The organism is Pseudonocardia oroxyli (genome assembly GCF_900102195.1).
GTDB classification, from domain to species: domain Bacteria; phylum Actinomycetota; class Actinomycetes; order Mycobacteriales; family Pseudonocardiaceae; genus Pseudonocardia; species Pseudonocardia oroxyli.
Genome location: NZ_FNBE01000008.1, coordinates 88,221 through 114,445 on the forward strand (window position 1 = coordinate 88,221; position 26,225 = coordinate 114,445).

Sequence of the window (26,225 nt, forward strand, 5' to 3'; positions counted from 1 at the left end):
GCGGATGCGCTGTCACTGCAAAGGGGCTGGCGGATGATGCGCGGTCCTCGCCCGGCGCGGATGCGCTGTCACTGCAAAGGGCCCGCTGGCGACGTGCCTTCATCGCCTGACGCGCATGCGCTGTCACTGCAAAGGGGCGGGCGGACGCTGCACGGTCCCGCACGTTGCGGATGCGCTGTCACTGCAAAGGGGGCGGCGGGGTGGACCTTGTCCGGAGACCCGGCGTGGGCGCGGCCCGGGTCGTGATCGGCGGACACGGAGGGCGCGAGAGCAGGGCGTGGAGCGGCCGATCGGCGCGTCCGGTCGGGGCGCGTGGAACAGTGGGCCCGTGGACCTCACCGCCGACCCGATCGACCTGACCGCCGCGCTCGTGGACGTCCCGAGCGTGTCGGGGGACGAGGAGAAGCTGGCCGACGCCGTCGAGGCGGGGCTGCGCGCGCACCCGCACCTCGAGGTCGTCCGGGACGGGCAGGCGGTGCTGGCCCGCACCCGCCTCGGGCGGCCGAGCCGGGTGCTGCTGGCCGGGCACCTCGACACGGTGCCGATCGCGGACAACGTGCCGAGCAGGCGGGAGGGGGACCTGCTCTACGGCTGCGGGACCAGCGACATGAAGGCCGGGGACGCGGTGTTCCTACACCTGGCCGCGACGCTGCCGGAGCCGCGGCACGACCTCACCCTGGTGTTCTACGACTGCGAGGAGGTCGAGGCCGTCCGCAACGGGCTGGGCCGGATCGAGCGGAAACTCCCCGACTGGCTGGCGGCGGACCTCGCGATCCTCGGCGAGCCCACCGACGGCGAGGTGGAGGCGGGCTGCCAGGGCACCCTGCGGGTCGAGGTGCGCACCACCGGTCGCCGCGCGCACTCCGCCCGGTCGTGGCTCGGGGACAACGCGATCCACCACGCGGGCGAGATCCTGCGCAGGCTGGAGACGTACACGCCGCGCAGCGTCGACATCGACGGATGCCGCTACCGCGAGGGCCTGCAGGCCGTGCGGATCGCGGGCGGCGTCGCGGGCAACGTCGTGCCGGACGAGGCCGTCGTGACGATCAACTTCCGGTTCGCCCCCGACCGCACCACCGAGCAGGCGGAACAGCACGTCCGCGAGGTCCTCGACGGCTACGACGTGACGCTCACCGACCTGTCCGCGGGGGCGCTGCCCGGGCTGTCCCAGCCCGCCGCGCAGCAGTTCCTGCAGACCACGGGGACCACGCCGCGGGCGAAGTACGGGTGGACCGACGTCAGCCGGTTCGCCGCGCTGGGCATCCCGGCGCTGAACTACGGACCCGGCGACCCGAACCTCGCCCACACCCGGGACGAGCACGTCGACACCCGGGCCATCACGCGTTGCACAGAGGTCCTCACCGCGTTCCTGGCGTGACACCGCTCCTCCGTACGCTGCGTGCATGAGCGACAACGGGGGCCGGCCGGACGAGAAGCTGCGCGGTCCGGTCGTGCTGCGGCGCGAGCGCATGATCGAGCCGACCACCACGGACCAGCGGCTGCTCGACGGCCGCGGGCCGCACGACTGGGTGCACACCGACCCGTGGCGGGTCATGCGGATCCAGGCCGAGTTCGTCGAGGGCTTCGGCATGCTGGCCGAGCTGCCGCGCGCCGTCACGGTGTTCGGGTCCGCGCGCACGGCGCGCGACCACCACGAGTACGCCGTCGGCCGGGCGCTGGGCACGGCGCTCGCCGAGGCCGGGTACGCCGTGATCACCGGCGGCGGCCCGGGCGCGATGGAGGCGGTCAACAAGGGCGCGCAGGAGGCGGGCGGGCTGTCCGTCGGCCTGGGCATCGAGCTGCCGTTCGAGCAGGGGCTCAACGACTGGGTCGACCTCGGCATCAACTTCCGCTACTTCTTCGTGCGCAAGACGATGTTCGTGAAGTACTCGCAGGCGTTCGTGTGCCTCCCGGGCGGGTTCGGCACCTTCGACGAGCTGTTCGAGGCCCTCTGCCTGGTCCAGACGAAGAAGGTCACGAAGTTCCCGGTCGTGCTGCTCGGGTCGGAGTACTGGCAGGGGCTCTACGACTGGATCGCCGGGCCGGTCCTCAAGAGCGGCAAGATCAGCGAGAAGGACCTCGACCTGCTGCACGTGACCGACGACGTCGACGACGCCGTCCGCGTGGTGCACAACGCCTACCGGGCCTGGGAGGAGGCGCACTAGTGAACGTCTGCGTGTACTGCGGGAGCTCCGACGGCGTCCCGCAGCGCTACCTCGACCTCGCCGCCGAGGTCGGCACGGCGATCGCCGCACGAGGCTGGGGCCTGGTCTCCGGCGGCGGGCGCAAGTCGATGATGGGTGCCGTCGCCGTGGCCGCGCGCAAGGGCGGGGCCCGCACCGTGGGCGTCATCCCGCGGTCGATGGTCGAGCGCGAGTGGGCCGACCACGACTCGGACGAGCTGCTGGTCACCGAGACGATGCGGGAGCGCAAGGCCCTAATGGAGGCGCACGCCGACGCGTTCCTCGCCCTGCCCGGCGGGATCGGCACGTGCGAGGAGCTGTTCGAGGTCTGGACGGCCGGTTCGCTCGGGCTGCACGACAAACCCGTCGTGGTGCTGGACCCCGACGGGCACTACGCGGGGCTGCTGGACTGGGTCGGCGGGCTCGTGAAGGGCGGGTTCGCCAGCCAGCACTCGCCGCTGGAGCGGCTCGTGGTCGCCCGGACGGTGGAGGAGGCCCTCGACGCCGTGCCACGATCGACGGTGTGAGACTGCGCTTCGGGACCCGGGAGCCCGCGGCCGACCGCGCGCTGGTCATGGCGATCGTCAACCGCACCCCGGACTCGTTCTACGACAAGGGCGCCACGTTCACCGACGCCGCCGCCCTGGCCCGGGTGGACGCGGCGGTCGCCGAGGGCGCGGACATCATCGACATCGGCGGCGTGAAGGCGGGCCCCGGCGCCGAGGTCGACGCGGCCGAGGAGACCCGCCGGGTCGTGCCCTTCGTCGCGGCGGTGCGGGCCCGACACCCGGACGTCGTGATCAGCGTGGACACCTGGCGCGGCGAGGTCGGGCGGGCGGCGGTCGCCGAGGGCGCCGACCTGCTCAACGACACCTGGCAGGGCGCCGACCCGACGCTCGCCGAGGTCGCGGCCGAGAGCGGCGTCGGGATCGTGTGCTCGCACACCGGCGGCGCCGTCCCCCGGCGGCGGCCGCACCGGGTGCGCTACGCCGACGTGGTCGCGGACGTGATCGCGGAGACCACCGCGCAGGCCGAGCGGCTCGTCGCGCTCGGCGTCCCGCGGGAGGGGGTGCTGATCGACCCGACCCACGACTTCGGCAAGAACACCTGGCACGGGCTCGAGCTCCTGCGCCGGTGCGACGAGCTCGTCGCGACCGGCTGGCCGGTCCTGATGGCGTTGTCCAACAAGGATTTCGTCGGGGAGACGCTCGACGCGGCCGTCGGGGATCGGTTGGAGGGTACCCTCGCGGCCACGGCACTCGCCGCCGCCGCCGGGGCGCGCGTGTTCCGGGTGCACGAGGTCGCGCAGACCCGCCGCGTGCTCGAGATGGTGGCTGCGATCACAGGGACGAGCGTGCCCGCCCGGACCGTGCGAGCCTTGAGCTGAATCACCCGGAAGAATGGTTTAAGTATCGACATTACGCTCGCCGGGCAACGAATTCGAGGCTCTTCACAGGCCCGTAACCGACTGATACCGCGGCGGTAATCGGAGCCAGAACTAATCGACTTGCGACACTCCGTCGAGTTGACCGACGTCCCCGCGTAGACCACGCCCGAGACCGACCCGAGGAGAACCATGCAGCCCATCACCGAGGACTGGTTCACCCGTCGTACCTGGCAGACGCCGGACTGGACCGTCGAGGACCTCGTCGCCGCGAAACGCGGCCGGAAGGTCTCGGTCGTGCTCCCGGCCCTGAACGAGGAGGCGACGATCGGCGCGATCGTCGCCGGTATCCGGCCTTTCACAGAAGGTGATCGGCCCCTCGTCGACGATCTGTTGGTCATGGACTCCGGATCCACCGACGACACCATTGCGCTCGCGAAGGCGAACGGCGCGCGGGTGGCGCTGCGCGAGGACGTGGTGTCCCACCTGGCGCCGGTGCCCGGCAAGGGCGAGGTGCTCTGGCGCTCGCTCGCGGCCACGGACGGCGACATCATCTGCTTCATCGACTCCGACCTCGTCGACTTCGACCCGACGTTCGTCCCGTCGCTGCTCGGCCCGCTGCTGCTCGAGAGCGGCGTGCACCTGGTCAAGGGCTTCTACCGGCGCCCGCTGCGGCTGGAGGTGAGCGAGGCGGAGTCCCTGGAGCACGGCGGCGGCAGGGTCACCGAGCTCGTCGCCCGGCCGCTGCTCTCGGCCCTGCGCCCCGAGCTCGCGGGCATCGTGCAGCCGCTCGGCGGCGAGTACGCGGGCACCCGCGAGCTCCTGGAGTCGGTGCCGTTCGCCACGAGCTACGGCGTCGAGATCGGCCTGCTGCTCGACACGGTGAAGGACTTCGGGCTGGACGCGATCGCCCAGGTCAACCTGGGTGTGCGCAAGCACCGCAACCGCAACCTGATGGACCTCGGGGTGATGTCGCGGCAGATCACCGCCACGGCGCTGCGCCGCGCGGGGCTGCCGGACACCGGCGCCGCGCTCACCCAGTTCGTGCAGGTCGGCGGCGAGTGGGTGCCGAACTCCCGGGAGCTGGACCCCACCGAGCGTCCGCCCATGCGGGAGATGCTGCCCGCGCGCAAAGAGGTGGCGTGAGTTAGCGCGGTCCCCGCGGCACGTGGTGTGATGCCGCCGTGGGGACCGCGCTGATCTACCTGCTCGTCGTCGCGGTGGTGGCGGCGCTCGTGTTCCTGCTCGCCAGCCTGGTGTTCGGGCGGGGGGAGGAGCTCGCGCCGCTCGCACCCGACGCCACCCCCACCCGGCTGCCCTCCGGCCGGGTGCGCGGCGAGGACGTCCGCGCCCTGCGGTTCCGCCAGGTCGTGCGCGGGTACCGGATGGGTGAGGTGGACTGGGTCCTGGACCGGCTCGCCGAGGAGCTGGACACCGTGACCACCGAGCGGGACGCGCTCGCGGCACGGCTGCAGGAGCGGGAGGCGGACCGGTGAGAGCGGTGCGCGAGCTCGTCGTGGCGGAGGACGTGGCCGCGCCCGCGTCCGCCGTCTGGGACCTCGTGACGGACTGGGAACGCCAGGGCGAGTGGATCCTGTTCACCCGGGTGCGGGTCGTCGCCGGGGACGGCCGCTCGGCGGGGTCCGTCGTCGTGGCGGTGACCGGGATCGGCGACCTCGGCGTGGTCGACACCTTCACCGTGACCGGCTACGACGAGGCGGCCCGCCGGGTCGACGTCCGGCACACCGGTCTCGTGGTCACCGGGGACAGCTCGTTCGTCGTCACCGAGACCGGCCCCGCGAGCTGCCGGTTCACCTGGACCGAGGGCCTGGAGCTGCCGTTCGGCCGGCTGGGTGCGCTCGGCTGGCCCGTGCTCCGGCCCGTGATGGCGGCCGGGTTCGGCGCGTCCGTCCGGCGGCTGGGCAGGCTCGCGGAGGCCGAGTACGCGGGGTCCCGCTGAGCGGGAACCGTCGGGGGTGCTCGGTAGCCTCCCGCTCGTGAACCGCTGCGCCTGGGCCGAGTCCACGCCGGACTACACGGCGTACCACGACGACGAGTGGGGTCGTCCGCTGCGCGGCGAGCGGAACCTGTTCGAGCGGATGTCCCTCGAGGCCTTCCAGTCCGGGTTGTCCTGGCTGACCATCCTGCGCAAGCGGGAGAACTTCCGGGCCGCCTTCGCGGACTTCGAGCCGGAGAAGGTGGCCGCCTTCGGCGCGGCCGACCGCGCGCGGCTGATGGCGGACGCGGGGATCGTGCGCAACAACCTGAAGGTGGACGCCACGATCGCGAACGCCCGCGCCGTCCTGGAGCTCGACGTTCCGCTGGACGACCTGCTGTGGTCCTTCGCCCCCGAGACGCACGTGCGCCCGGCCACGCTCGCGGACGTGCCCGCCACCACCGCAGAGTCCAAGGCCATGGCCAAGGAGCTCAAGCGGCGGGGGTTCCGGTTCGTCGGACCGACGACGTGCTACGCCCTGATGCAGGCCGTCGGCATCGTGGACGACCACGTCGCGACGTGTTTCCGGTCCATCCCGGACTGACCGGGAAGAGCGGGTGACAGGGCGGTTGCGCTGCGTGAACGTCACCCCGTTGATCGCTCCGGTTTCGTGTCGAGATCGGCGATGGGGAAGAATGGTGCCCACCATCCCGCCTGTGCGCGCTCCCCAGCGCATCGGCGCCCTGCACGACATGACAGACGGAGGGAGCAGGACATGGCGGCGATGAAGCCCCGGACCGGCGACGGGCCCCTGGAAGTGACCAAGGAGGGTCGGGGCATCGTGATGCGGGTGCCGCTCGAGGGCGGCGGCAGGCTCGTCGTCGAGATGACCCCGGACGAGGCCGAGGCGCTCGGCGAGGCGCTCAAGGGCGTCACGGGCTGACGGCCCCGCGCGCGGCCCGCCCGGCTCAGGCGCGGGCCGCGTGCACCCCGGTCGGCCGGGTGTCGAGCGTCAGCAGCTCGATGGACACGCCGCCGCACGCGCACCTCTTGTAGCGCACCCATCCCTCCGAGGTGTGGTGGGTCGAGATGGTCCGTGCCTCGGACATCGACTGGTCGCACTGCGCGCAGCGCATCGCTTCTCCTTCTCCGCTCGTCGTCATCGAGCCCTGTAATATGCGTTCTGTCGTGAAACCTTACGTATGACAGGGTAGCAGGAGTAATAGGTCAGTGGACTTCATCGGTTACCGAAGTGATGCACTCGGTGCTGCCGTCGCGCTCGTGAACACCGTGACCGCGGCCAAGGCGGGGGACGTGCCCGCGCCGGACCAGCTGCGACAGGTGCTGGTCGAGCACGGCTACCTGGCGGGCCGCGCCCCGGCCTCGGCCGAACCCGCGCTGCGCGGGTGGGCGGGCAGGCTCCGCACGGTCTTCGACGCCGAGGACCTCGACACCGCCGCCGCGGCCGTCAACGCGCTGCTCTCGGACGTCGAGATCGGCCCGCACCTGACCCGCCACGACGGGCAGGGCTGGCACCTGCACTACTCGCCCCCGGACGCCGCGGTGCTGGACCGGGTCCGGTCGACGACGGCGTTCGCGCTGGCCATGCTCGTGTCCGAGTACGGCCTGGACCGGCACGGCCGCTGCGCCGCGGACGGCTGCGAACGGGTCTTCGCGGACACCTCGCGCAACGCCGCCCGCCGGTACTGCTCACCCGCCTGCGCCAACCGCTCCGCAGTCGCCGCCCACCGGGCGCGTCAGAGGGCCCGGTAGATCTCCACGGTCTTCTCGGCCGCGGCCTGCCAGGCGAACTCCCGCACCGCGCGCTCGCGGCCCGCGGCGCCCATGGCCGCGGCCCGGGCCGGGTCGGCGAGCACGGCGTCGACCGCCTGCGCGAGGCCCGCCTGGAAGGCGGCGGTGTCCGCGGCGTCGTAGTGCACGAGGGTCCCGGTCACGCCGTCCTCGACCACCTCGGGGATCCCGCCGACGTCCGAGGCCACGACCGCCGTGCCGCACGCCATCGCCTCGAGGTTCACGATCCCCAGCGGTTCGTACACGCTCGGGCACACGAACACGGTCGCGGCGGACAGCAGCTGCCGGACCTCCGCGGTCCCGAGCATCTTCCGCACCCAGATCACGCCGGGCCGGGCCGCGGCGAGCTCGGTGACCGCCTTCTCGGTCTCCTCCGCGATCTCGGGGGTGTCCGGGGCGCCCGCGCAGAGCACGATCTGGGCCTCCGGCGAGATGGCGTGCGCGGCGGCGATCAGGTGCCCGACACCCTTCTGCCGGGTGATCCGCCCGACGAACACCACGCTCGGCCGGTCCGGGTCCACCCCGTTGGCGAGCAGCGCCTCGCGCCCGGGGTCGGGGCGGTAGAAGTCCGTGTCGATGCCGTTGTGCACCACGTGGACGCGCGCCGGGTCGAGCGCCGGATAGCAGTCCAGGACGTCGGTGCGCATGCCCTCGCTGACGGCGATCACCGCGTCCGCGGCCTCGTAGGCCGTCTTCTCCACCCACGAGGAGAGCCGGTACCCGCCGCCGAGCTGCTCGGCCTTCCACGGGCGGCGCGGCTCCAGCGAGTGCGCGGTGACCACGTGCGGGATGTCGTAGAGGGTCTTGGCCAGGTGGCCCGCCATGTTGGCGTACCAGGTGTGGGAGTGCGCGAGGGTCGCCTCCCCGAGCCCGGCGACCATGGTCAGGTCGGTGCCCAGGGTCTGCAGCGCCGGGTTCGCGGCGGCCAGCCCACCGGGCGTCGGATAGGTGTGGGCGCCCTCGCGGGGCGCGCCGAAGCAGTGCACGTCCACCTCGACCAGCGCCCGCAGCGCGGGGACGAGGTGGGCGACGTGGACGCCTGCCCCGCCGTAGACCTCCGGCGGGTACTCCCGAGTCAGCAGACCGATGCGCACGCGGGCACACGCTATCGGCGATCGGCTCGCTACACACCACGTGCCTCATATGGCCGCGACCACGCGAACCCCACTAGGGTTGGCGCCGTGACCTCCTCGCGGATGCTGGGCCCGGGCGGCATGCCCGCGAACGTCCTGGGCATCGTCCTGGCGGGCGGCGAGGGCAAGCGACTCTGGCCCCTCACCGCGGACCGGGCGAAGCCCGCGGTGCCGTTCGGCGGCAACTACCGACTCATCGACTTCGTGCTGTCCAACCTGGTGAACGCGGGCGTGCACCAGATCTGTGTGCTGACGCAGTACAAGTCGCACTCGCTGGACCGGCACATCTCCACCACCTGGCGGCTGTCCAGCGTGCTGGGGCAGTACATCACCACCGTCCCGGCGCAGCAGCGGCTCGGTCGCCGCTGGTACACCGGCTCGGCGGACGCGATCTTCCAGAGCCTCAACCTGGTCTACGACGAGAAGCCGGACTACATCGCGGTCTTCGGCGCGGACCACGTCTACCGCATGGACCCGAGCCAGATGATCGCGCAGCACGTCGCGACCGGCGCGGGCGTGACCGTCGCCGGCATCCGGGTGCCGCGGGTCGAGGCGAAGGCCTTCGGGTGCATCGACTCGGACGAGTCCGGCAAGATCGTCGGCTTCCTGGAGAAGCCGTCGGACCCGCCCGCGGTGCCGGACGACCCCGAGGTCACGTTCGCCTCGATGGGCAACTACGTGTTCACCGCGGACGCCCTGGTCGACGCCCTGCGCGCGGACGCGGAGGACGGCGACTCCGACCACGACATGGGCGGCGACATCATCCCGCGCATGGTCAAGGACGGGGACGCGCACGTCTACGACTTCGCCGACAACATCGTGCCCGGGGCGACCGACCGGGACTCCGGCTACTGGCGAGACGTCGGCACGATCGACGCCTACTACGACTCGCACACCGACCTGGTGAGCATCCACCCGATCTTCAACCTCTACAACATGCGCTGGCCCATCCGCACGGCCACGCCGCCGCTGCCGCCCGCGAAGTTCGTCGACGGGGGCATCGCGCAGGACTCGATCGTCGGCGCGGGCACGATCATCTCCGGTGCCATCGTGCGCCGGTCCACGATCAGTCCCGGGGTGACGGTGCAGAACGGGGCCGAGGTGTCGGACTCCGTGGTCCTGCCGGGGGCGCGGATCGGGCGCGGGGCTGTGGTGCGCCGCGCGATCCTGGACAAGAACGTCGTGGTGCCGGACGGTGCGCTGATCGGCGTGGACCTGGCGCTGGACCGGGCCCGCTACACGGTCAGCCCGGGCGGCGTGGTCGTCCTGGGCAAGGGCGTCACGGCCCTGTAGCCCCACGCCGTGCGCGGCGATCGTCGCCCTGGCGACGATCCCCGCTCACGACCTCAGCGGCGGGTGGCGAGCAGCATCCCGTCGGGGAGGACGGTGGCGACCCACCGTTCGTCGTCCTCCTCGACGGTGCCGCCCGCCAGCGCGACCACCCCGCCGGGCCGCAGGAGCCGGGCCGCCTCGGCGAGGTGGTCGACCTCCGCGGCGTGGGCGACGACCAGGTCGTACCCGCCGTCGGTCAGCCGCGGGAGCACCTCGGACGCCAGCCCGTTGATCAGCCGGAACCGGCCGGGGGCGTGCCCGGCGTCGAGGAAGACGCGGCGCGCGGCCCGCTGGACCTCGGGGTCGACGTCGATCGTGGTGAGCGTGCCGTCGGCCGCCATGCCGCTCAACAGGGCCAGCCCGGTGGCGCCGGAGCCGGTGCCGATCTCCACGACGGCGCGGGCGCAGGTCGTCGCGGCCAGGAACCGGAGCAGCATAGATCGAGAACATACTGGTTCACAGGTTCTTCTCAGACGACTATCACGCTCCTGTCACGGGGGTCCGTCATCGTGATGGTCGTGGGAGCGGGGTCGTCGCACCCACGCCGGGGCCGGGAACCAACCCCGCCGGCCCGACGTTGAACCGGACGGCACGACCCGCCGCAGGAGGTGCGCTCCCCCCATGACGAGCCGACCGGCCACAGTGGGCTTCGACGAGTCGAAGCCCGCGGAGGTGTCCGACTGGACGCCGCCGAGCTGGGACGAGGTCGTCCGGGAGCACGCGGACCGGGTCTACCGGCTCGCCTACCGGCTCACGGGCAACCCGCACGACGCCGAGGACCTCACCCAGGAGACCTTCATCCGGGTCTTCCGGTCCCTGGCCAACTACCGCCCCGGCACCTTCGAGGGGTGGCTCCACCGCATCACCACGAACCTCTTCCTGGACATGGTCCGCCGCCGCGCCCGGCTGCGCATGGAGGGCCTGCCCGAGGACACCGACCGGCTGCCCGGCGGTGGCCCGGAGCCGGAGGAGGTGTTCTCCGCGACCCACCTCGACCCGACCCTGCAGGCCGCGCTCGACGAGCTGGCCCCGGAGTTCCGGGCCGCGGTCGTGCTGTGTGACGTGGAGGGGCTCTCGTACGAGGAGATCGGCGCCACCCTCGGGGTGAAGCTGGGTACGGTGAGGAGCAGGATCCACCGGGGCCGCGCCGCGCTGCGTCAGGCGATCGAGCGGCAGCGCGCCCTGGAGGGTGACGGTACGCACAAGGAGGTAGCGGTCGCATGACCGACGGGCTGCGTGGCTCTCGGAGGTTCGGGCGGGACTGGGGCATCGACCATCTGTCGCTGGACGCGGTGGTCGCCTACGTCGACGACGAACTGTCCGCCGCCGCGCACGCCCGTGCCGAGCAGCACCTCGCGGACTGCGGGGAGTGCTCGGCCGAGGTCGTGGCGCAGCGGCAGGTGCGGTCCGCGTTGCGGGCCGCCGACGAGCCACGGGTGCCGGACTGGCTGCGCACCAAGCTCGGCTCCATCCCGCAGGACACGGACCTGCCCGGCCCGCCGCCCGGCCTGGCCGTCACGGCCGAGGGCGAGCTGGTGTCGGTGCTGCGCCCGGAGGTCCTGAGCCCGCAGGCCCTGGTGGCCCCCGCCGGGCTGGACGCCGCGCACACCGTTCCCGTCCAGTCCCGGCGCCGCACGCGGGTCGGGGTCACGGCGGTGTCCGGGCTCGCGCTCGGCGCGCTGGCGTTCGTCGGGCTGCCGTCGGCGACCTCCAGCACCCCGCCCGCCCAGCCGGACCGTGGAGTCCTCGGCGGCCCCGTCCTGGGTACGCCGAACGCGGGCACCGCCCGGCTCAACACCGGCCCCACGGTGCAGCCCGCCGCGGTCCGCAGCACCCCGACCCCCACGCCGTCGCCCACCCGGGTGCCGGAGAGGTAGACGGGGACTTCACCCCTCGTCCGGCAGGATCGTCCCGTGTCCGACGCCCAGGACCCGGCCGACCGGGACGCCCCGCCCCGGCTGGGGCCCCGCGGCCTCGACCGCCCGCCGGTGGATCCCGAGGCGGCCTCGGTGTTCGGGCGTCCGGAGGGTGTCGACGGGGCGTTCGGTGACCGCGCGACCTCACCGAACGGCTCCCGCACCCGCCTCGCCCCGGCGCCCACCGCGGCGCTGGCCGGCGCGTTCGGCCGGGCCGAGGGATCGACCGGGCCCGCACTGCAGCGCCCGCCCGAGACCGGCGGCCCGCGCCACCCGGACGAGGACGCCTTCTGGGACGGCGACACCCCCGCCCGGGAGGACCCCTGGCGCCGCCCGGAGACCGGTGTCGAGCTGGGCCCGCCGCCCGTCGCCGACCGGCCACCGGTGTCCGCGCCGGTGCCCGGCCCCCGGCTGTCCGTGCGCGAGGTGCTGTTCGGCGGGCGGGTGCAGCCGCGGGCGCTGGTCGTGCTCGGGCTGATCGCCCTGCTCGTCGGCGCGGTGGGCGGGATGGTCGGGCGCTACACCGTGGAGGGGGCGAACTCGCTGACCGATCCGGGGGCCACGCTCGCGGAGGTGAGCGAGGCCAAGGAGCGCCCGCCGGGATCCGTCGCGGACGTCGCGGCGCGAGTGCTGCCGGCCGTCGTGTCGATCGACGTCAAGGTGGGGGACCAGGGCGGCACCGGCTCCGGCGTCGTGATCGACCCCGCCGGGTACGTGCTGACCAACAACCACGTCATCGCGCCCGCCACGAACACGCCGAACGGCACCGTCCAGGCCGTGTTCAACGACGGCACCCGGGTGCCCGCGGCGGTCGTCGGGCGGGACCCCAAGACCGATCTCGCGGTGCTGAAGGTGCAGGTCACCAACCCGACCGTGGCCCAGTTCGGCAGTCGCGGCGGGCTCGCCGTCGGCGACTCGGTGATCGCGATCGGCTCGCCGCTGGGGCTCGCCGGCACGGTGACCACCGGGATCGTCAGCGCGCTGGACCGCCCCGTCCGGCTCGACGGTCAGGGCGACGACATCGCCGTCATCGACGCGGTGCAGACGGACGCGGCGATCAACCCCGGCAACTCCGGCGGCGCGCTGGTGGACGCGACCGGCGCCGTCGTCGGGATCAACACGGCCATCCGCAGCCTCTCCGGCGGGCAGGACGAGGGCGGGTCGATCGGCCTCGGCTTCGCCATCCCGATCGACGACGCCCGCGGGATCGCCGAGGAGCTGATCCGCACCGGGACGGTCACCCACGCCGACCTGGGCGTGAACGCCCGCTCGGTCACCGACGGCAGCGCGGACGGAGCCCAGGTCCAGAACGTCGTCGCGGGGGGTCCCGCCGCGCAGGCCGGGATCCTGGAGGGGGACGTGCTGGTGAAGGTGCGGGACCGGACGATCGCCGGGGCGGACGAGCTGATCGTGGCGGTGCGCGAGGGCGAGCCGGGCGAGGCGGTGCCCGTGGAGCTCATCCGGGACGGACGTCCGCTCACCGTGACCGTCACACTGGGCTCGGACTGAGACCCGGCTAGGCTGGCGCCGTGTTCGACAGTGTGGGCTGGGGGGAGATCCTGGTCATCGTGGTGGCCGGGCTGTTCATCCTCGGCCCCGAGCGGCTGCCCTCGGCCGCCGCGTGGCTGGGCAAGACCATCCGCCAGGTCCGCGAGTACGCGACCGGCGCGCAGACCAAGCTCCGGGACGAGATGGGGCCGGAGTTCGAGGAACTGCGCAAGCCGCTGCAGGACCTGCAGAGCCTGCGGAACTTCAACCCCCGCACCGCCGTCCGCCGCACCCTGTTCGACGGGGACGCCGACCCGCTGGGCCTCAACGCCCTGAAGAACAACGGCAACGGCACCAACGGCACCAACGGCACCAACGGCGCGTCGACCCCGCCCGCGGCCCCACCCGCGTCGAGACCGGTCGAACGCCTGGCCCCCGACGAGCGCCCCCCGATCGACCCCGACGCCACCTGACTGTGAGTGGGGATGGTCGCCAGAGCGACTATCCCCACTCACAGTCAGCGGAGCAGGGTCGGGACGGCCTTGTGGTGCTCCGTGGCCTGCTCGAAGGCGTGCGCCGCGGCCAGGACCCGGCCGTCCGCGTGGCGCGGGCCGACGATCTGCAGGCTCACCGGCAGCCCGTCGCCGGTGAGGCCGCAGGGGACGCTCGCCGCCGGCTGCTGGGTCATGTTGAAGGGGTAGGTGAAGGGCGTCCAGCTCGTCCACCGGCCCTGGCCGGACGGGGTCTCGAGGCCGCCGTCGAAGGCGGGGATCGGCAGCGTCGGGGTCAGCAGCAGGTCGAACTCGCGGTGGAAGGCGCCCATCTGCGAGCCCATGTCGTTGCGCACCGCCATGGCGCCGAGGAAGTCCGTGGCCGAGTAGGTCGCGCCGAGCTCGGCCACCTCGACCAGACCCGGGTCCATCCGCTCGCGCTGGGCGGCCGAGTACGGCTCGAGGCACTTCGCGGCGCCCGCGAACCACAGCACGTGGAAGGGGTCGACGCAGTCGGCGAAGCCGGGATCGGCCCGCTCGACGACCGCCCCGAGCCGGGCGAACACCTCCGCGGCGGCCTCGAAGGCCGCCTTCACGTCCGGGTGCACGTCGACGTGGCCGAGGGTGGGGCTGACCGCGATGCGCAGCCCGGCGACGCCCTCGACCGCCTGCTCGGCGAACGAGCGGGGCGGGGTGTCGAGGAGCCAGGGGTCCCGGGCGTCGAACCCGGCGATCACGTCGAGGAGCAGCGCCGAGTCCAGGGCGGTGCGGGTCATCGGGCCCACGTGCGCGAGGGTGCCGAACGGGCTGCCGGGGTGGTGCGCGACGCGACCGTAGGTCGACTTGTGCGCGACCGTGCCGGTGAACGCCGCGGGGATCCGGACCGAGCCGCCCGCGTCCGTGCCCAGCGACAGCGCGCCCATGCCCAGGCCCACCGCCGCGGCGGACCCGCCGGACGAGCCGCCCGCGGTCTTCGTGGGGTCCCAGGGGTTGGTGGTGACCCCCCAGCGCGGCGAGTCGGTGACGCCCTTCCACGCGTACTCCGGCGTGGTCACCTTGCCGAGCAGCACCGCGCCCGCCTCCCGGACCCGCGCGACCGGCGGGCCGTCGACGTCGAACGGCTCGGGCTGCTCGGCCACCCACGAGCCGCGGGTGGTCGGCCAGCCCCGGGTGAGCAGGATGTCCTTGATCGAGGTGGGCACGCCGTCGAGCGGGCCGACGGGGGTGCCCGCCTTCCAGCGCTCCGCGGACTCGCGGGCGCTCGCCAGTGCGGAGTCCGCGTCGACCAGGGTGAACGCGTGGACCGCCGCGTCGTACTCCTCGATGCGGTCGAGCGCGTCCTGCGTGGCCTGGACCGGCGAGATCTCCCCCTTCTCGTACCCGGCGAGCAGCTCGGTGGCGGAGAGGTCAGCGGTGCTCATCTCGCCTCCACGGGAGAGAGTGTGTCGGCGGTGGTCACGAGGAGGCACCCTTCACATAGCCGAGGGACTTGTCGACGACGTTGGCCAGCGGTTCGCCCGCCCGGAAGCGGGCCAGGTTGGCCAGGAACTGATCCTGCAGCGTGGCGCGCCAGCCCGCGACGTCACCGGACATGTGCGGCGTGACGAGCACGTTCTCCATCGTCCACAGCGGCGAGTCGGCGGGCAGCGGCTCGACCTCGAAGACGTCGAGCGCGGCGCCCGCGATCCGGCCCTCGGCCAGCGCGGCGACGAGGTCCGACTCCACGACCAGCCCGCCGCGGCCCACGTTGACGACGCGGGCGTGGTCCGGCAGCAGGTCCAGCGCGGCCTTGTCGAGCAGGCCGCGGGTGGCGTCGGTGAGCGGGGCGGCGAGGACCAGCCAGTCCGCGGTCGGGAGCAGCGAGGACAGCTCGTCGAAGGCGTGCACCCCCGCGGCGGCCCGGCGCCCGACGAGTTCGACGGTCAGCCCGATCGCTCGCAGCATGTCCGCCACGGCCCGCCCGATCGGCCCACTGCCGACGACGACGGCGGTGCGGCCCGCGACCGTCGTCGTCTCCCGGTGGCGCCACTCGCTGCGCGCCTGCAGCCGCAGCGAGCCGGGCAGGTCCTTGGCGAAGGCGAGCACCACGCCGGTGACGAACTCGGCGATCGGCCGGTCGAACACCCCACGCGCGTTGGTGAGCTGCGCGGGGTGGGCCTGCAGTTCGGGGAAGGTGACCTTGTCCACGCCCGCGCTGGCGGTGTGCACCCAGCGCACTCGGCCGGTGTCGGCCGCGCGCCAGGCCGCGGGCACGGCGTGGGAGAGGAAGTCCCAGACCAGCAGGACGTCCGCGCCGGACAGGGCGTCCGCGAGGTCGGCGTCGCCCGCGAGGCGCACCTCGACGTCGCCCAGATCGCCGGGTGGGTCTTCCCCCGCCAATACGGCGACGACGGGCTGACCAGGCGAAACCGGCACGCGGAAGATCCTCTCGGCAGGGCTGGGCGGTGTTTGACACGCTAGGAACCGGCCGTAGGATTGTCAACAATCCTTCGATCGCTAGGGAGCGGCAGTGCCGAAGCTCATCCGGATCACCCTCGAACGCCGCGGCGTCTCGTGCGTCGCCGAGCTGCTCGAGAAGGAGGCGCCGCGCACCGCCGCCGCGGTCTGGGAGGCCCTCGGCGAGGGCCCGCTCGGCGGGCCCGCGCAGCACGCCAAGTACGCCCGCAACGAGGTGTACTCGATCGTCCGGCGGTTCGGCCCGACGATCGGCCAGGAGAACCCGACGGTCACCCCCATCCCGGGGGACGTCTGCTACTTCGACTTCCACGGCGGCATGCTGGACGCCTCCTTCAAGGAGGACCAGGACATCGACCAGGCCGAGGGCGGCATCGACCTGGCCGTCTTCTACGGCCGCAACAACCTGCTGCTCAACGGGGACGTCGGCTGGGTGCCGGGGAACGTCTACGCGACCATCGTGGAGAATCTGCCCGCCATGGCGGAGGCCTGCCACGACGTGTGGCGCTCCGGCAGCGTGGGGGAGCGGCTCGTCTACGAGCGCGTGGAGTAGGAGGGCCCGTCGTGCCCGCTGAACTGTCCGTGGGACGCGCCGACGAGTCCGATGCGCCGGGTGTCGGCGTCGTCGCCCCGTTCGACTTCGCGCTGGACCGCGAGCTCTGGCGCTGGGCGCCCGAGGACGTGTCGCTCTACCTCACCCGGCTGCCCTTCTTCACCACCCCGGTCACCGTCGAGATGGCGGTCGCCGTCGCCGACCGCCGGGCCGTGCGCCGGGCCACCCGGGACGTGCTGACGCCGCGGCCCGGGGTCGTGACGTTCGCGTGCACCTCGGGCAGCTTCGTGTCCGGGGTGGCCGGTGAGGCCGTGCTGACCCGGACGATGTGCGAGGCGGGCGCGCCCGTCGCCACCACGACGAGCGGGGCGCTGGTCGAGGCCCTGCACCTGCTCGGTGTCCGCCGGCTCGCGATCGCCACGCCCTACATCCAGCCCGTGACGGACCGGCTGGTGACCTTTCTCGCCGACAGCGGCGTGGAGACGGTGGCGAGCGAGGGGCTCGGGCTGCTCGGCAACATCTGGCGGGTCGGGTACGAGCAGGTCGTGGACATCGTCCGCGCGGTGGACCGCCCGGAGGCGGACGCGTTGTTCATCAGCTGCACCAACCTGCCGACCTACGACATCGTCGAGCCGCTCGAGCAGGCGCTCGGCAAGCCGGTGATCACCGCGAACCAGGTCACGATGTGGGCGTCGCTGCGGGCGCTCGGCCGCTACGCGGTGGGCGGGGGTGCCCTGCTCGGCGTGCCCCTCCCGCTTCCCGTCGCCTAGGGCTCCGTCGCGGGAGTTCGGTGCCGAACCTTCTGCGACGGAGCACTGGGTTGTACGGTTGTCGACAATCGCATTGGGAGGGGCTCGCTCGTGACGACCGTCGGAATCCTGTACCCCGGCTTCTCCGCCGAGGACGACTACCCGCGCGCCGAGCGCCTGCTCGGCGACGGCACCCGGCTCCCGCTCGTCCACACCCTCATGCGCGAGGACGCCCACCGCGTCGACGCGCTGCTGGACGTGGGCTCCGAGGACGTCCTCGCCGACGGCGCGCAGTCCCTCGCCGCGTCGGACGGGCCGCTGGACGCGATCGTGTGGGCCTGCACCTCGGGCTCGTTCGTCTTCGGGTGGGACGGGGCGCAGGCCCAGGTCGCGGCGCTGCGCGAGGTCGCCGGGGTGCCCGCCACGAGCACGTCCTTCGCGTTCGTGGAGGCGTGCCGGGCGTTGGGGATCCGGTCGGTCGTCGTCGGTGCGACCTACCCCGCGGACGTGGCCGAGCGGTTCGTGGAGTTCCTGGGCAAGGCGGGGATCACGGTGCTCGCCATGACCCCGCGCGGGATCGTCACCGCCGCCGAGGTGGGGACGCTGACCGAGGACGTCGTGCTGGACTTCGCGGCCGCCGTCGACCGGCCGGACGCCGACGCGATCCTGCTGCCCGACACCGCGCTGCACACCGTCGAGCTCCTCGACCGGCTCGACGAGCGGGTGGGCAAGCCGGTGCTGACCGCGAACCAGGTCAGCGTGTGGCAGGGCCTGCGGCTGGCCGGTGACACGACACCCCGGCCGGGGTTGGGGGCGCTGTTCCGGTGACCGATCCCCTCGAGCCCATCAGCAGGCGGTCGACGGCCGCGATCGTCGCGGACCGGATCCGCGCCGCGATCATGCGCGGCACCTTCCCGCCCGGCACCCAGCTGGGCGAGGTCGACCTGGCCCAGCGGCTCGGGGTGAGCCGGGGGCCGCTGCGCGAGGCGATGCAGCGGCTGGTGGCGGAGGGGCTGCTGCGCAGCGAGCGGCACCGCGGGCTGTTCGTGCGGGACCTCGACGCGGCGGACGTCCGGGACGTCTACACCGCACGCACCGCCGTCGAGCGGGCCGCGGCGCTGCTCCTGCTCGCCGCGCCCGACCGGGCGCCCGCGGTGGCCCGGCTGACGACCGCGATCGCGGCGATGGAGGCCGCCGTCGCGGCGGGCGACGCCGTGGCGCTGGCGGACGCCGACCACGAGTTCCACGCCGAGCTGGTCGCCGCCTCGGGCAGCCCGCGGCTGCACCGGATGTCCCGCACCCTGCTCGTCGAGACCCGGATGTGTCTGGCCGCGCTGCAGCAGAACCCGCCGCCGCCCGAGAGCCTGCTGGCCGAGCACCGGCTGCTGCGGGACGCCCTGGAGCAGGGCGATGCCACCCGGATGACCGCGGTGCTGGAGGCTCACATGGCGGACGCGGTGTCCCGGATCCTGGACGTCACGCTCGTCGACCCCGCCGCCGGGGAGAGTGGGGAGGCGCCCGCACTGCCTGCGTAGTGGGGATCGTCGCTTTGCCGACGACAACCGGTTGCCATCCGGTTTATCCTCCCCGCGTGACCGCTTCGTGACCGGCATCGGAGAAGGCTTCCTCGTCATCGCCGTCGTGATCGCGGTCGGCTACGGCATCGGCCGGGCCGGGGTGCTCGGGCCGTCGGCCACACAGGTGCTCTCCCGCACCGCGTTCTTCGTGGCCTCGCCCGCGCTGCTGTTCACGGTGATCGCGCAGCAGGACATCGGGGCGGTGTTCTCCGCGGGGCTGGTCGTCACCGCGGTGACCAGCACGCTGGCCTGTGCGTTGTTCGTGCCGTTCGGGCTCCTGCGGCGCAGGCCTGCGGGGGAGATCGCGATCGGCTCGATGGCCAGCGGCTACGTCAACGCGGGCAACCTCGGCATCCCGATCGCCACCTACGCGCTGGGCAGCGCGGGCGAGATCGCGCCGGTCCTGCTGTTCCAGCTCGCGGTCCTGGCCCCGCTGTTCTCCACCGTGCTGGACGTCGTGTCCCACCAGGGCGAGCGCACCTCGCGCAGGCGCACGCTGACCGCGCCGCTGCGCAACCCGCTGGCCATCGCGACGGCCGCGGGCCTGGTCGCCTCGGCCACCGGATGGCTGCCTCCCGAGCCGGTGATGGCGCCGCTGCAGCTGATCGCCGACCTCGCCGTGCCGTGCATGCTGCTGGCCTTCGGCATCTCGCTGCGCGGGGCGGCGCGGCCGGGGACCGGTGACGTCGGGCCGTCGCTGTGGGTGGTCGTGGCGATCAAGAACGTGCTCCAGCCGCTGATCGGGCTCGGCCTCGGGCTGCTGCTCGGGCTGTCCGGGATCGCGCTCATGGCCGTGGTGGTGTGCGCGGCGCTGCCCACCGCGCAGAACGTCTTCGGCTACGCGGTGCGCTTCGACCAGGGCGTGCGGCTCGGCCGGGACGCCGCGCTGACGACGACGATCGTGTCCGTCCCCGTGCTGTTCCTGATCGTGGGTCTGCTGGCGACCTAGGTGTGATGTCCTGCGCGCGTGCCGCGCAGCAGGGCCTCGGACGAGTCGTCGGCGGGGTAGAACAGCTCCACGGCGAGCTCGTCGAGCGTGACGTCCCGGGGGGTGCCGAACGTGGTCACGGTGGTGAAGAGCGCGAGTTCCGTGCCGTCGAGGTCCAGGCGCAGCGGCACCAGCAGCGGGACCGGCTCCAGGGGCGACGAGCGGGCCGTCACCGCCGTCTCGACGCCGGGATAGCCCCGGACCTCCCGCTCCAGCGCGGCGAGCGTCGGATCCCCGGTCAGTGCCACGGACCGACCGAGCTGGTGGAGCAGGTGCCCCGCCCACTCCGGGAGGTTGCGCGTGCGGGCGGCCAGCCCGTCGGGATGCAGGCACATCCGGTAGACGTTCGGCCGCAACGCCTCCGGGACGCCGTCGAGCAGCTCGGCCGCGGCGCGGTTGGCGAGCACGACGTCCCACACGCGGTCGACGACCACGCCGGGGTAGGGATCGTGGGCGTCGAGCACCCGGCGCAGGGCGGCGCGGGCCTGGTGCAGCGCCGGGTCGGCCAGCGGGCGGGCGGGGTAGCGCGGGGCGTACCCGGCGGCCAGCAGCAGGGTGTTGCACTCGCGCAGCGGCACGTCCAGGCCGTCCGCCAGGGCCAGGACGAGCTCGGCACTGGGCTGGGCCCGCCCCGTCTCGACGTAGCTCAGGTGCCGGGTCGACACGCCGACGTCGAGTGCGAGATCGAGCTGGCTGCGCCGCCGGCGGCGCCGCCAGTCCCGCAGCAGCGGGCCCACCGTCGGCTTGGTCACGGGCCGGACGCTAGCGCCGCGAGGTCAGGCCCGCCATGACCTGAGAGGTCATCGACCCGCGGCGGCGGCGCGGTCAGGGTGGGAGCCATCCCACCGACGAGGAGGACGAGATGACCGACCTGACCACCACCGTCGACACCTGGCTGCGGGCCTACGCCGAGCCGGACGCCGCCACCCGCGCCACCCTGATCGCGCAGGTCTGGGCGCCGGAGGGCGAGCTGGTCGATCCCCCCGTGACCGGCGCGGGCGCCGACGGGATCGACGCGGTGGCCCGAGCGCTGCAGGCGCAGTTCCCGGGCCACGCGTTCCGCCGGACCAGCGCGGTCGACGCGCACCACGACGTCGCCCGCTACACCTGGGCGATGCTCGCCCCGGACGGGGCGACCGCGCTGACCGGTACGGACGTCGTCACGCTCGCCGACGACGGCCGGCTGGCCCGGGTCGCGGGCTTCTTCGGCGATCCGGTCCCGGCCTGACGGGCGGGGGCGCCGGATGTGCGGCGCCCCTTGCCCGGGCGGCCGGGGCCGTGCGACGCTGATTGTCGACAACAGGACAACTCGCGATCAGGAGCATCGTCCATGGCACAGCTGTCCCCGGTCCTGACCCAGGCCACCCCGGTCCAGGTCGCACGCGGCGAAGGCGTGTACCTGTACGACACCGAGGGCCGCAGGCACCTGGACTTCACCGCCGGCATCGGCGTCGTGTCCACCGGGCACTGCCACCCGAAGGTCGTCGCGGCGGCACAGGAGCAGGTGGCCACCCTGATCCACGGCCAGTACACGACGGTGATGCACCAGCCGCTGCTCCGCCTGGCCGAGCGGCTCGGCGAGGTGCTGCCGCCGTCACTGGACTCGGTGTTCTTCCTGAACTCCGGCTCCGAGGCCGTCGAGGCGGCGGTGCGGCTCGCCCGGCACGCGACCCAGCGCCCCCTCGTCCTGGCGTTCGACGGTGGCTTCCACGGCCGCACCATGGGTGCCGCCGCGTTGACCACGTCCGGCGCCAAGATCCGCTCGGGCAACAACCCCATGATGGGCGGCACCGTCTTCGCGCCGTTCCCGTACGCCTACCGGTACGGCTGGACCGAGGAGCAGGCCGTCGAGTTCGCGCTCAAGGAGCTGGACCGGCAGCTGGTGTCGACCGCGCCCGCCGCGGACGTCGCCGCCTTCGTGATCGAGCCGGTCCTCGGCGAGGGCGGCTACGTGCCCACCCCGCCCGCCTTCCTGCGCGGCCTGCGGGAGCGCGCCGACCGGCACGGCGTCCTGCTCGTCGCGGACGAGGTGCAGACCGGCTACGGCCGCACCGGCACCTTCTGGGGGCACCAGCACGCCGAGGGCCTCACGCCGGACATCCTGATCACCGCCAAGGGCCTGGCCAGCGGTTTCCCGCTGTCCGGCATCGCGGCGTCGACCGAGCTGATGAGCAAGGCCCGCCCGGGGTCCCAGGGCGGCACCTACGGCGGGAACGCCGTGGCCTGCGCCGCCGCCCTGGCCACGCTCGACGTGGTGCAGGAGGAGGGCCTGGTCGACAACGCCCGGGTGAACGGGGCACGCCTGCTCGACGGGGTCGCGTCGGTGTCGAAGGGGGTCGGCACGGTCGGCGACGTCCGCGGGCTGGGCTTCATGGTCGCCGTCGAGTTCACGAACCCGGACGGCACCCCGGACCCGACCACCGCCGTCCAGGCGCACAAGGCCGCCGCCGACCACGGCCTGCTGCTGCTGACCTGCGGCCCCTACAACAACTGCGTGCGGTTCATCCCGCCGCTGATCACGACCGCCGAGCAGGTGGACGAGGGCGTGGCGCTGTGGAGCAAGGCGCTCTCGGACGCCACCGCCTGACCTCGTGAGTGGCGATGGTCGCCATGGCGACCATCGCCACTCACAGCTCACTTGCGGACGGGGCTCAGACCCAGGGACATGCCCGCCAGGCCGCGGGAGCGGACGGTGAGCTTGTCCGCGATGCCGCTGAGCACCCGCGCCGCCGGGGAGTCCGGGCTGCGCAGCACGATCGGGGTGCCGGAGTCGCCGCTCTCGCGCACGCCCGCCTCCAGCGGGACCTGCCCGAGCAGCGGGACCGAGGCGCCCAGGGTGCGGGTCAGGCGGTCGACGACGGTCTGACCGCCGCCCGCGCCGAAGACCTCCATGCGGCTGCCGTCGGGCATCTCGAGCCACGACATGTTCTCGATGACGCCCGCGATCCGCTGCCGCGTCTGCACGGCGATCGAGCCGGCCCGCTCGGCCACCTCGGCGGCGGCCTGCTGCGGCGTGGTGACGACGAGCAGCTCGGCGTTGGGGATCAGCTGCGACGTGGAGATCGCGATGTCACCGGTGCCCGGGGGCAGGTCCAGGAGCAGGACGTCCAGGTCACCCCAGAACACGTCCCCGAGGAACTGGGCGAGGGCCCGGTGCAGCATCGGCCCGCGCCAGACGACCGGGGTGTTGTCCTGCACGAACATCCCGATCGAGATGACCTTCACCCCGTGGCTCTGCGGGGGCATGATCATGTCGTCGACCTTGGTGGGCCGGTCCGCCGCGCCGAGCATCCGCGGGATCGAGTGCCCGTAGATGTCCGCGTCGACCACGCCGACGTGCAGGCCCTTGGCCGCCATCGCCGCGGCCAGGTTCACCGTGACGCTCGACTTGCCGACGCCGCCCTTGCCGGACGCCACGCAGTAGACGCGGGTCAGGTTGCCGGGCTGGGAGAAGGGGATCTCCGGCTCGGCGGAGTCGCCGCGCAGCTTCCTGCGCAGCTCGGTGCGCTGCTCGTCCGACATCACGTCGAGCTCCACGCGGACCTCGCGCACGCCCGCCACCGCGCCCACCGCGTTCGTGACGCGCGAGGTGATCGTCTCCTTCATCGGGCAGCCTGCGACGGTGAGGTAGACCCCGACCGACGCCACGCCGTCCGGGGACACCGCGACGCCCTTGACCATGCCGACCTCGGTGATCGGTTTGCGGATCTCGGGGTCCTCGACCTGGGCGAGCGCGGCTCGGACCGCCTGCTCGACGGCCTCGGTGCTGGTGTTTCCCATGACGGACATCAGGGTCTCCGTTGAGCCTTTCCGGGTCGGTGCAGGACCGCTCCATGCTACGTGCGCCCACGGACCGTCACGCAGGTCCGTACCATCTGTGACCGTGACGGACATCGCTGAAGGTTCCAGGCGGTCCGCGCACGGGGGGAACGACCGGGCGGGGGGATCTGCTCCACGGCAGGTGCCGCGCCCGGAGGAGCTGGCGTCGTGGCGGGCCTTCCTGCGCGCACACGCGACGGTCACCCGGGCGCTCGAGACCGAACTCGTGGCCGAACAGGGCCTCTCGCTCGCCGCCTACGACGTGTTGGTCCAGCTCGCCGAGGCGCCGAACCGGCGCCTGCGGATGACCGAGCTCGCCGACGCCGTGCTGCTGTCCCGTTCGGGCGTGACCCGCCTGGTGGACCGCCTCGAACGCGCCGGTTTCGTGCGCCGCACCCGGGTGGAGGGCGACGGCCGGGGGGTCGCCGCGGGCCTGACGTCCGCGGGGCTGGACCGGCTCCGCACCGCCAGCCGCACCCACCTGCGGGGCGTCACCGAGCACTTCGTCAAGCACTTGACCCCCGACCAGCTGGCCACCCTGGAACGGGTCACGCGCGAGCTGGCGCCGTAGGGGTCGTGCGTGGCGAGTGGTGCTCTGGCACCACTCGCCACGCACGGGCGCGTCAGCGCCGACGGGGTTTCTCGCGGCCCTCGACGATCGCGGCCAGTCGGTCGACCTCGCTGCGGAGGTAGTCGCGGGTCGCCACCTCGCCGAGCGCGATGCGCAGGGCCGCGAGCTCGCGGGCCAGGAACTCGGTGTCCGCCTTGGTGCGTTCGGCCCGCCTGCGGTCCTCGTCCAGGGCGATGCGGTCGCGGTCGTCCTGGCGGTTCTGGGCGAGCAGGATCAGCGGGGCGGCGTACGCAGCCTGGGTGGAGAAGGCCAGGTTGAGCAGGATGAACGGGTACGGGTCCCACTGCAGCCACCAGCTGGCGGCGTTCAGCGCGATCCAGGCGACCACGATCACGGTCTGGATCGCCAGGTAGCGCCCGGTGCCGAGGTAGCGGGCGACCCGCTCGGCGGCGCTGGCGAACGCGCTCGGGTCGAACTCGAGCCCGCGCCTGCCCAGCAGCGGCTGGTCGAGGCGGCGGCCGGGCTGCAGCTCAGGCACGGGTCACCTCCGGGTCGGTGAGGGGCTGGTCCCGCCAGCCGTCGGGCAGCAGGTGGTCGAGCAGGTCGTCGACGGTGACGGCGCCGAGCAGGTGGTCCTCGGCGTCGACGACGGGGCCCGCCACCAGGTTGTACGTGGCGAAGTAGCGGGTGATCTCGTCCATCCCGGCGTCCGGGTCCAGGCGGGCCAGCTCGCTGTCGACCAGGCCCGCGACCAGCTCGAACGGGGCCTCGCGCAGCAGCCGCTGGGCGTGCACGCAGCCCAGATAGCGGCCCGTCGGGGTGGCGCTGGGCGGGCGGCAGACGAACACCATGCTGGCGAGCGCGGGCGGCACGTCGGGGTTGCGGACGTGCGCGAGCGCCTCGGCGACCGTGGCGTCCGGCCGCAGCACGATCGGCTCCGGGGTCATCAGCCCGCCCGCGGTGCGCGCCGCGTAGGTCAGCAGCCTGCGGACCGGCTCGGACTCCTCGGGCTCCATCAGCGAGAGCAGCCTGCCCGCCTCCTCGTCGCCGAGCTCGCCGAGCAGGTCCGCGGCGTCGTCCGGGGACATGGCCTCCAGCACGTCCGCCGCGCGCTCGACGTCCAGGTGCCCGATCAGCTCGCGCTGGTCGCTCTCCGACAGCTCCTCGAACACGTCGGCCAGGCGTTCGTCGTCGAGCGCGTCGACCACCTCGTGCTGGCGCTTGCGGGGCAGTTCGGACAACGCGGCGGCGACGTCCGCGGGCCGCATCGCGTCGAACACCGAGAGCAGCCCCTCGGTGCCCTGCCGGTCGGACAGGGTGAGCCCGCTGACCGCGCTCCACGGCAGCACGCTCACCCCGGACCGGCTGCGGAACCGGCGGGGTCCGCGGCGGACGGCCAACCGCGCCACCACCCAGTCCCGCTTGCGGGTGGGCTCGATCGCCGCGTCGACGACCGTCGCGGGCTCCCCGGAGTCCCGCAGGGTGACCGGCGCGTCGAGCAGCTGGCCGAGCACCAGCGTCTCGTTGGGGCGCTGGGTGAAACCCGAGAGGCTCACCGAGCCGCTGGCCAGGGTGATGGCGGCGGCGTCGACGTCCGCCACCCGCAGCATGGGGACGAAGATCCGCCTCCGACTGGAGAGCTCGACGACCAGACCCAGCACCCGCGGCGGGGTCGCATCCACCCGCAGCGTGGTCACGACGTCCCGGACCTTCCCGATCCGCGCCCCGTCCGGGCCGAAGACGGCGAGCCCCGCCATCCGTGCCACGAAGATCCGGCTGGTGCCCATGAGCTGGAGCTTAGGCCGTGTGGCGGCGCGCGTGACGGCGCCTACGCTCGCG

32 protein-coding genes are annotated in these 26,225 nt (G+C 73.4%); 23 read left to right on the plus strand and 9 right to left on the minus strand.

Features of this window, described 5'->3' with window-relative positions; all coding sequences use genetic code 11:
* The first annotated feature begins 328 nt into the window (after positions 1-328).
* The 9 genes from dapE to BLS43_RS13865 all read left to right on the plus strand — a co-directional run bounded on the left by dapE (position 329) and on the right by BLS43_RS13865 (position 6,446).
* Positions 329-1,378: a succinyl-diaminopimelate desuccinylase gene (gene dapE / locus BLS43_RS13825; RefSeq protein ID WP_093084261.1), complete on the plus strand. Its 1,050-nt coding sequence runs from the start codon at positions 329-331 to the stop codon at positions 1,376-1,378.
* A 25-nt stretch (positions 1,379-1,403) separates the two neighbouring features.
* Positions 1,404-2,165, plus strand: a complete 762-nt coding sequence (locus BLS43_RS13830; RefSeq protein WP_093083832.1) for an LOG family protein — start codon at positions 1,404-1,406, stop codon at positions 2,163-2,165.
* Positions 2,165-2,710 carry an LOG family protein gene (locus tag BLS43_RS13835; protein WP_093083835.1) on the plus strand — a complete coding sequence of 182 codons (546 nt, stop codon included), beginning with the start codon at positions 2,165-2,167 and terminating at the stop codon, positions 2,708-2,710. Before BLS43_RS13830 ends, BLS43_RS13835 begins: the two co-directional genes overlap by 1 nt.
* A gap of 47 nt (positions 2,711-2,757) precedes the next feature.
* Positions 2,758-3,570, plus strand: coding sequence for a dihydropteroate synthase (folP, locus tag BLS43_RS13840; protein ID WP_093084264.1), 813 nt, complete (start codon positions 2,758-2,760; stop codon positions 3,568-3,570).
* Between the two features lie 189 nt (positions 3,571-3,759).
* Positions 3,760-4,713, plus strand: a complete 954-nt coding sequence (locus BLS43_RS13845) for a glucosyl-3-phosphoglycerate synthase (protein WP_093083838.1) — start codon at positions 3,760-3,762, stop codon at positions 4,711-4,713.
* Between the two features lie 38 nt (positions 4,714-4,751).
* Complete coding sequence (locus BLS43_RS13850; RefSeq protein ID WP_093083841.1) at positions 4,752-5,063, plus strand: DivIVA domain-containing protein; 312 nt, start codon at positions 4,752-4,754, stop codon at positions 5,061-5,063.
* A gap of 5 nt (positions 5,064-5,068) precedes the next feature.
* Complete coding sequence (locus tag BLS43_RS13855) at positions 5,069-5,527, plus strand: SRPBCC family protein (protein WP_093083843.1); 459 nt, start codon at positions 5,069-5,071, stop codon at positions 5,525-5,527.
* A 37-nt stretch (positions 5,528-5,564) separates the two neighbouring features.
* Positions 5,565-6,107 carry a DNA-3-methyladenine glycosylase I gene (locus tag BLS43_RS13860; protein ID WP_093084267.1) on the plus strand — a complete coding sequence of 181 codons (543 nt, stop codon included), beginning with the start codon at positions 5,565-5,567 and terminating at the stop codon, positions 6,105-6,107.
* Between the two features lie 171 nt (positions 6,108-6,278).
* On the plus strand, positions 6,279-6,446 hold the full coding sequence (locus BLS43_RS13865; RefSeq protein WP_093083846.1) for a DUF3117 domain-containing protein: 168 nt from the start codon (positions 6,279-6,281) through the stop codon (positions 6,444-6,446).
* A gap of 25 nt (positions 6,447-6,471) precedes the next feature.
* Here the strand turns inward: BLS43_RS13865 and BLS43_RS29995 are convergent, their stop codons facing one another.
* Positions 6,472-6,639: a hypothetical protein gene (locus BLS43_RS29995; RefSeq protein WP_176921323.1), complete on the minus strand. Its 168-nt coding sequence runs from the start codon at positions 6,637-6,639 to the stop codon at positions 6,472-6,474.
* 94 nt (positions 6,640-6,733) lie between these two features.
* Between BLS43_RS29995 and BLS43_RS13870 the strand changes: the two genes are divergently transcribed.
* Entirely contained in the window at positions 6,734-7,276 is a 543-nt protein-coding gene (locus BLS43_RS13870; protein ID WP_093083849.1) for a CGNR zinc finger domain-containing protein, read from the plus strand.
* Here the strand turns inward: BLS43_RS13870 and glgA are convergent.
* Positions 7,261-8,409, minus strand: coding sequence for a glycogen synthase (glgA, locus tag BLS43_RS13875; RefSeq protein ID WP_176921325.1), 1,149 nt, complete (start codon positions 8,407-8,409; stop codon positions 7,261-7,263). The two genes, BLS43_RS13870 and glgA, sit on opposite strands and share 16 nt — an antisense overlap.
* Before the next feature lie 102 nt (positions 8,410-8,511).
* Here glgA and glgC point away from each other — a divergent pair, with 102 nt between their 5' ends.
* On the plus strand, positions 8,512-9,741 hold the full coding sequence (glgC, locus tag BLS43_RS13880) for a glucose-1-phosphate adenylyltransferase (RefSeq protein ID WP_425438545.1): 1,230 nt from the start codon (positions 8,512-8,514) through the stop codon (positions 9,739-9,741).
* Between the two features lie 53 nt (positions 9,742-9,794).
* Here glgC and BLS43_RS13885 read toward each other — a convergent pair whose 3' ends face one another.
* Positions 9,795-10,217 carry an O-methyltransferase gene (locus BLS43_RS13885; RefSeq protein WP_093083852.1) on the minus strand — a complete coding sequence of 141 codons (423 nt, stop codon included), beginning with the start codon at positions 10,215-10,217 and terminating at the stop codon, positions 9,795-9,797.
* Positions 10,218-10,401: 184 nt separating this feature from the next.
* Between BLS43_RS13885 and sigE the strand changes: the two genes are divergently transcribed.
* Genes sigE through tatB form a run of 4 tightly spaced genes read left to right on the plus strand, consistent with a single transcriptional unit; the run spans position 10,402 to position 13,657 of the window.
* Entirely contained in the window at positions 10,402-11,004 is a 603-nt protein-coding gene (gene sigE, locus BLS43_RS13890; protein WP_093083855.1) for an RNA polymerase sigma factor SigE, read from the plus strand.
* Positions 11,001-11,657 (plus strand): anti-sigma factor family protein, encoded by a 657-nt coding sequence (locus BLS43_RS13895; protein WP_093083858.1) that lies wholly within the window; start codon positions 11,001-11,003, stop codon positions 11,655-11,657. The genes sigE and BLS43_RS13895 overlap by 4 nt, the downstream gene beginning before the upstream one ends.
* A 36-nt stretch (positions 11,658-11,693) precedes the next feature.
* A complete protein-coding gene (locus BLS43_RS13900; protein ID WP_093083860.1) occupies positions 11,694-13,205 on the plus strand; it encodes a S1C family serine protease in 1,512 nt (503 codons plus the stop codon).
* A 20-nt stretch (positions 13,206-13,225) separates the two neighbouring features.
* Positions 13,226-13,657 (plus strand): Sec-independent protein translocase protein TatB, encoded by a 432-nt coding sequence (gene tatB, locus BLS43_RS13905; protein ID WP_093083863.1) that lies wholly within the window; start codon positions 13,226-13,228, stop codon positions 13,655-13,657.
* A gap of 44 nt (positions 13,658-13,701) precedes the next feature.
* Here tatB and BLS43_RS13910 read toward each other — a convergent pair whose 3' ends face one another.
* Both BLS43_RS13910 and BLS43_RS13915 read right to left on the minus strand, forming a co-directional pair.
* Entirely contained in the window at positions 13,702-15,096 is a 1,395-nt protein-coding gene (locus BLS43_RS13910) for an amidase (RefSeq protein WP_093083865.1), read from the minus strand.
* Positions 15,097-15,130: 34 nt separating this feature from the next.
* Entirely contained in the window at positions 15,131-16,090 is a 960-nt protein-coding gene (locus BLS43_RS13915; RefSeq protein ID WP_093083868.1) for a D-2-hydroxyacid dehydrogenase, read from the minus strand.
* A 94-nt stretch (positions 16,091-16,184) separates the two neighbouring features.
* Here BLS43_RS13915 and BLS43_RS13920 point away from each other — a divergent pair, with 94 nt between their 5' ends.
* The 5 genes from BLS43_RS13920 to BLS43_RS13940 all read left to right on the plus strand — a co-directional run bounded on the left by BLS43_RS13920 (position 16,185) and on the right by BLS43_RS13940 (position 19,957).
* Positions 16,185-16,682, plus strand: a complete 498-nt coding sequence (locus tag BLS43_RS13920; RefSeq protein WP_218129818.1) for a DUF3830 family protein — start codon at positions 16,185-16,187, stop codon at positions 16,680-16,682.
* An 11-nt stretch (positions 16,683-16,693) separates the two neighbouring features.
* On the plus strand, positions 16,694-17,452 hold the full coding sequence (locus BLS43_RS13925; RefSeq protein WP_093083872.1) for a maleate cis-trans isomerase family protein: 759 nt from the start codon (positions 16,694-16,696) through the stop codon (positions 17,450-17,452).
* A gap of 90 nt (positions 17,453-17,542) precedes the next feature.
* Complete coding sequence (locus tag BLS43_RS13930; protein ID WP_093083875.1) at positions 17,543-18,259, plus strand: maleate cis-trans isomerase family protein; 717 nt, start codon at positions 17,543-17,545, stop codon at positions 18,257-18,259.
* Positions 18,256-18,966, plus strand: coding sequence for a GntR family transcriptional regulator (locus BLS43_RS13935; RefSeq protein ID WP_245707489.1), 711 nt, complete (start codon positions 18,256-18,258; stop codon positions 18,964-18,966). Before BLS43_RS13930 ends, BLS43_RS13935 begins: the two co-directional genes overlap by 4 nt.
* 67 nt (positions 18,967-19,033) lie before the next feature.
* Entirely contained in the window at positions 19,034-19,957 is a 924-nt protein-coding gene (locus BLS43_RS13940; protein WP_093083878.1) for an AEC family transporter, read from the plus strand.
* Here BLS43_RS13940 and BLS43_RS13945 read toward each other — a convergent pair.
* On the minus strand, positions 19,954-20,748 hold the full coding sequence (locus tag BLS43_RS13945) for a helix-turn-helix transcriptional regulator (RefSeq protein ID WP_093083881.1): 795 nt from the start codon (positions 20,746-20,748) through the stop codon (positions 19,954-19,956). The genes BLS43_RS13940 and BLS43_RS13945 overlap by 4 nt on opposite strands.
* 110 nt (positions 20,749-20,858) lie before the next feature.
* On the opposite strand from BLS43_RS13945, the gene BLS43_RS13950 reads away from it, so the two are divergent.
* A complete protein-coding gene (locus BLS43_RS13950; protein WP_093083884.1) occupies positions 20,859-21,224 on the plus strand; it encodes a nuclear transport factor 2 family protein in 366 nt (121 codons plus the stop codon).
* Between the two features lie 102 nt (positions 21,225-21,326).
* Positions 21,327-22,583 (plus strand): aspartate aminotransferase family protein, encoded by a 1,257-nt coding sequence (locus BLS43_RS13955; protein WP_093083886.1) that lies wholly within the window; start codon positions 21,327-21,329, stop codon positions 22,581-22,583.
* A 47-nt stretch (positions 22,584-22,630) separates the two neighbouring features.
* Here the strand turns inward: BLS43_RS13955 and BLS43_RS13960 are convergent, their stop codons facing one another.
* The gene (locus BLS43_RS13960) at positions 22,631-23,785 is read right to left on the minus strand and encodes an Mrp/NBP35 family ATP-binding protein (RefSeq protein WP_176921326.1); all 1,155 of its coding nucleotides are present in this window, start codon (positions 23,783-23,785) and stop codon (positions 22,631-22,633) included.
* Positions 23,786-23,957: 172 nt separating this feature from the next.
* Here BLS43_RS13960 and BLS43_RS13965 point away from each other — a divergent pair, with 172 nt between their 5' ends.
* Positions 23,958-24,386, plus strand: a complete 429-nt coding sequence (locus tag BLS43_RS13965) for a MarR family winged helix-turn-helix transcriptional regulator (RefSeq protein WP_237193702.1) — start codon at positions 23,958-23,960, stop codon at positions 24,384-24,386.
* Positions 24,387-24,438: 52 nt separating this feature from the next.
* Here the strand turns inward: BLS43_RS13965 and BLS43_RS13970 are convergent, their stop codons facing one another.
* Positions 24,439-24,924, minus strand: coding sequence for a DUF1003 domain-containing protein (locus tag BLS43_RS13970; protein ID WP_093083894.1), 486 nt, complete (start codon positions 24,922-24,924; stop codon positions 24,439-24,441).
* The gene (locus BLS43_RS13975; protein WP_093084282.1) at positions 24,917-26,173 is read right to left on the minus strand and encodes a magnesium transporter MgtE N-terminal domain-containing protein; all 1,257 of its coding nucleotides are present in this window, start codon (positions 26,171-26,173) and stop codon (positions 24,917-24,919) included. The genes BLS43_RS13970 and BLS43_RS13975 overlap by 8 nt, the downstream gene beginning before the upstream one ends.
* Positions 26,174-26,225: the final 52 nt, after the last annotated feature.

Bases quoted from the DNA above. Each gene is read 5' to 3' on its own strand.
- BLS43_RS13830 (WP_093083832.1), top strand. From the start codon at position 1,404: ATGAGCGACAACGGGGGCCGGCCGGACGAGAAGCTGCGCGGTCCGGTC.
- folP (WP_093084264.1), top strand. From the start codon at position 2,758: ATGGCGATCGTCAACCGCACCCCGGACTCGTTCTACGACAAGGGCGCC.
- BLS43_RS13845 (WP_093083838.1), top strand. From the start codon at position 3,760: ATGCAGCCCATCACCGAGGACTGGTTCACCCGTCGTACCTGGCAGACG.
- BLS43_RS13865 (WP_093083846.1), top strand. From the start codon at position 6,279: ATGGCGGCGATGAAGCCCCGGACCGGCGACGGGCCCCTGGAAGTGACC.
- BLS43_RS29995 (WP_176921323.1), bottom strand. From the start codon at position 6,639: ATGCGCTGCGCGCAGTGCGACCAGTCGATGTCCGAGGCACGGACCATC.
- glgC (WP_425438545.1), top strand. From the start codon at position 8,512: ATGCTGGGCCCGGGCGGCATGCCCGCGAACGTCCTGGGCATCGTCCTG.
- BLS43_RS13885 (WP_093083852.1), bottom strand. From the start codon at position 10,217: ATGCTGCTCCGGTTCCTGGCCGCGACGACCTGCGCCCGCGCCGTCGTG.
- sigE (WP_093083855.1), top strand. From the start codon at position 10,402: ATGACGAGCCGACCGGCCACAGTGGGCTTCGACGAGTCGAAGCCCGCG.
- BLS43_RS13895 (WP_093083858.1), top strand. From the start codon at position 11,001: ATGACCGACGGGCTGCGTGGCTCTCGGAGGTTCGGGCGGGACTGGGGC.
- BLS43_RS13910 (WP_093083865.1), bottom strand. From the start codon at position 15,096: ATGAGCACCGCTGACCTCTCCGCCACCGAGCTGCTCGCCGGGTACGAG.
- BLS43_RS13950 (WP_093083884.1), top strand. From the start codon at position 20,859: ATGACCGACCTGACCACCACCGTCGACACCTGGCTGCGGGCCTACGCC.
- BLS43_RS13955 (WP_093083886.1), top strand. From the start codon at position 21,327: ATGGCACAGCTGTCCCCGGTCCTGACCCAGGCCACCCCGGTCCAGGTC.
- BLS43_RS13960 (WP_176921326.1), bottom strand. From the start codon at position 23,785: ATGTCCGTCATGGGAAACACCAGCACCGAGGCCGTCGAGCAGGCGGTC.
- BLS43_RS13975 (WP_093084282.1), bottom strand. From the start codon at position 26,173: ATGGGCACCAGCCGGATCTTCGTGGCACGGATGGCGGGGCTCGCCGTC.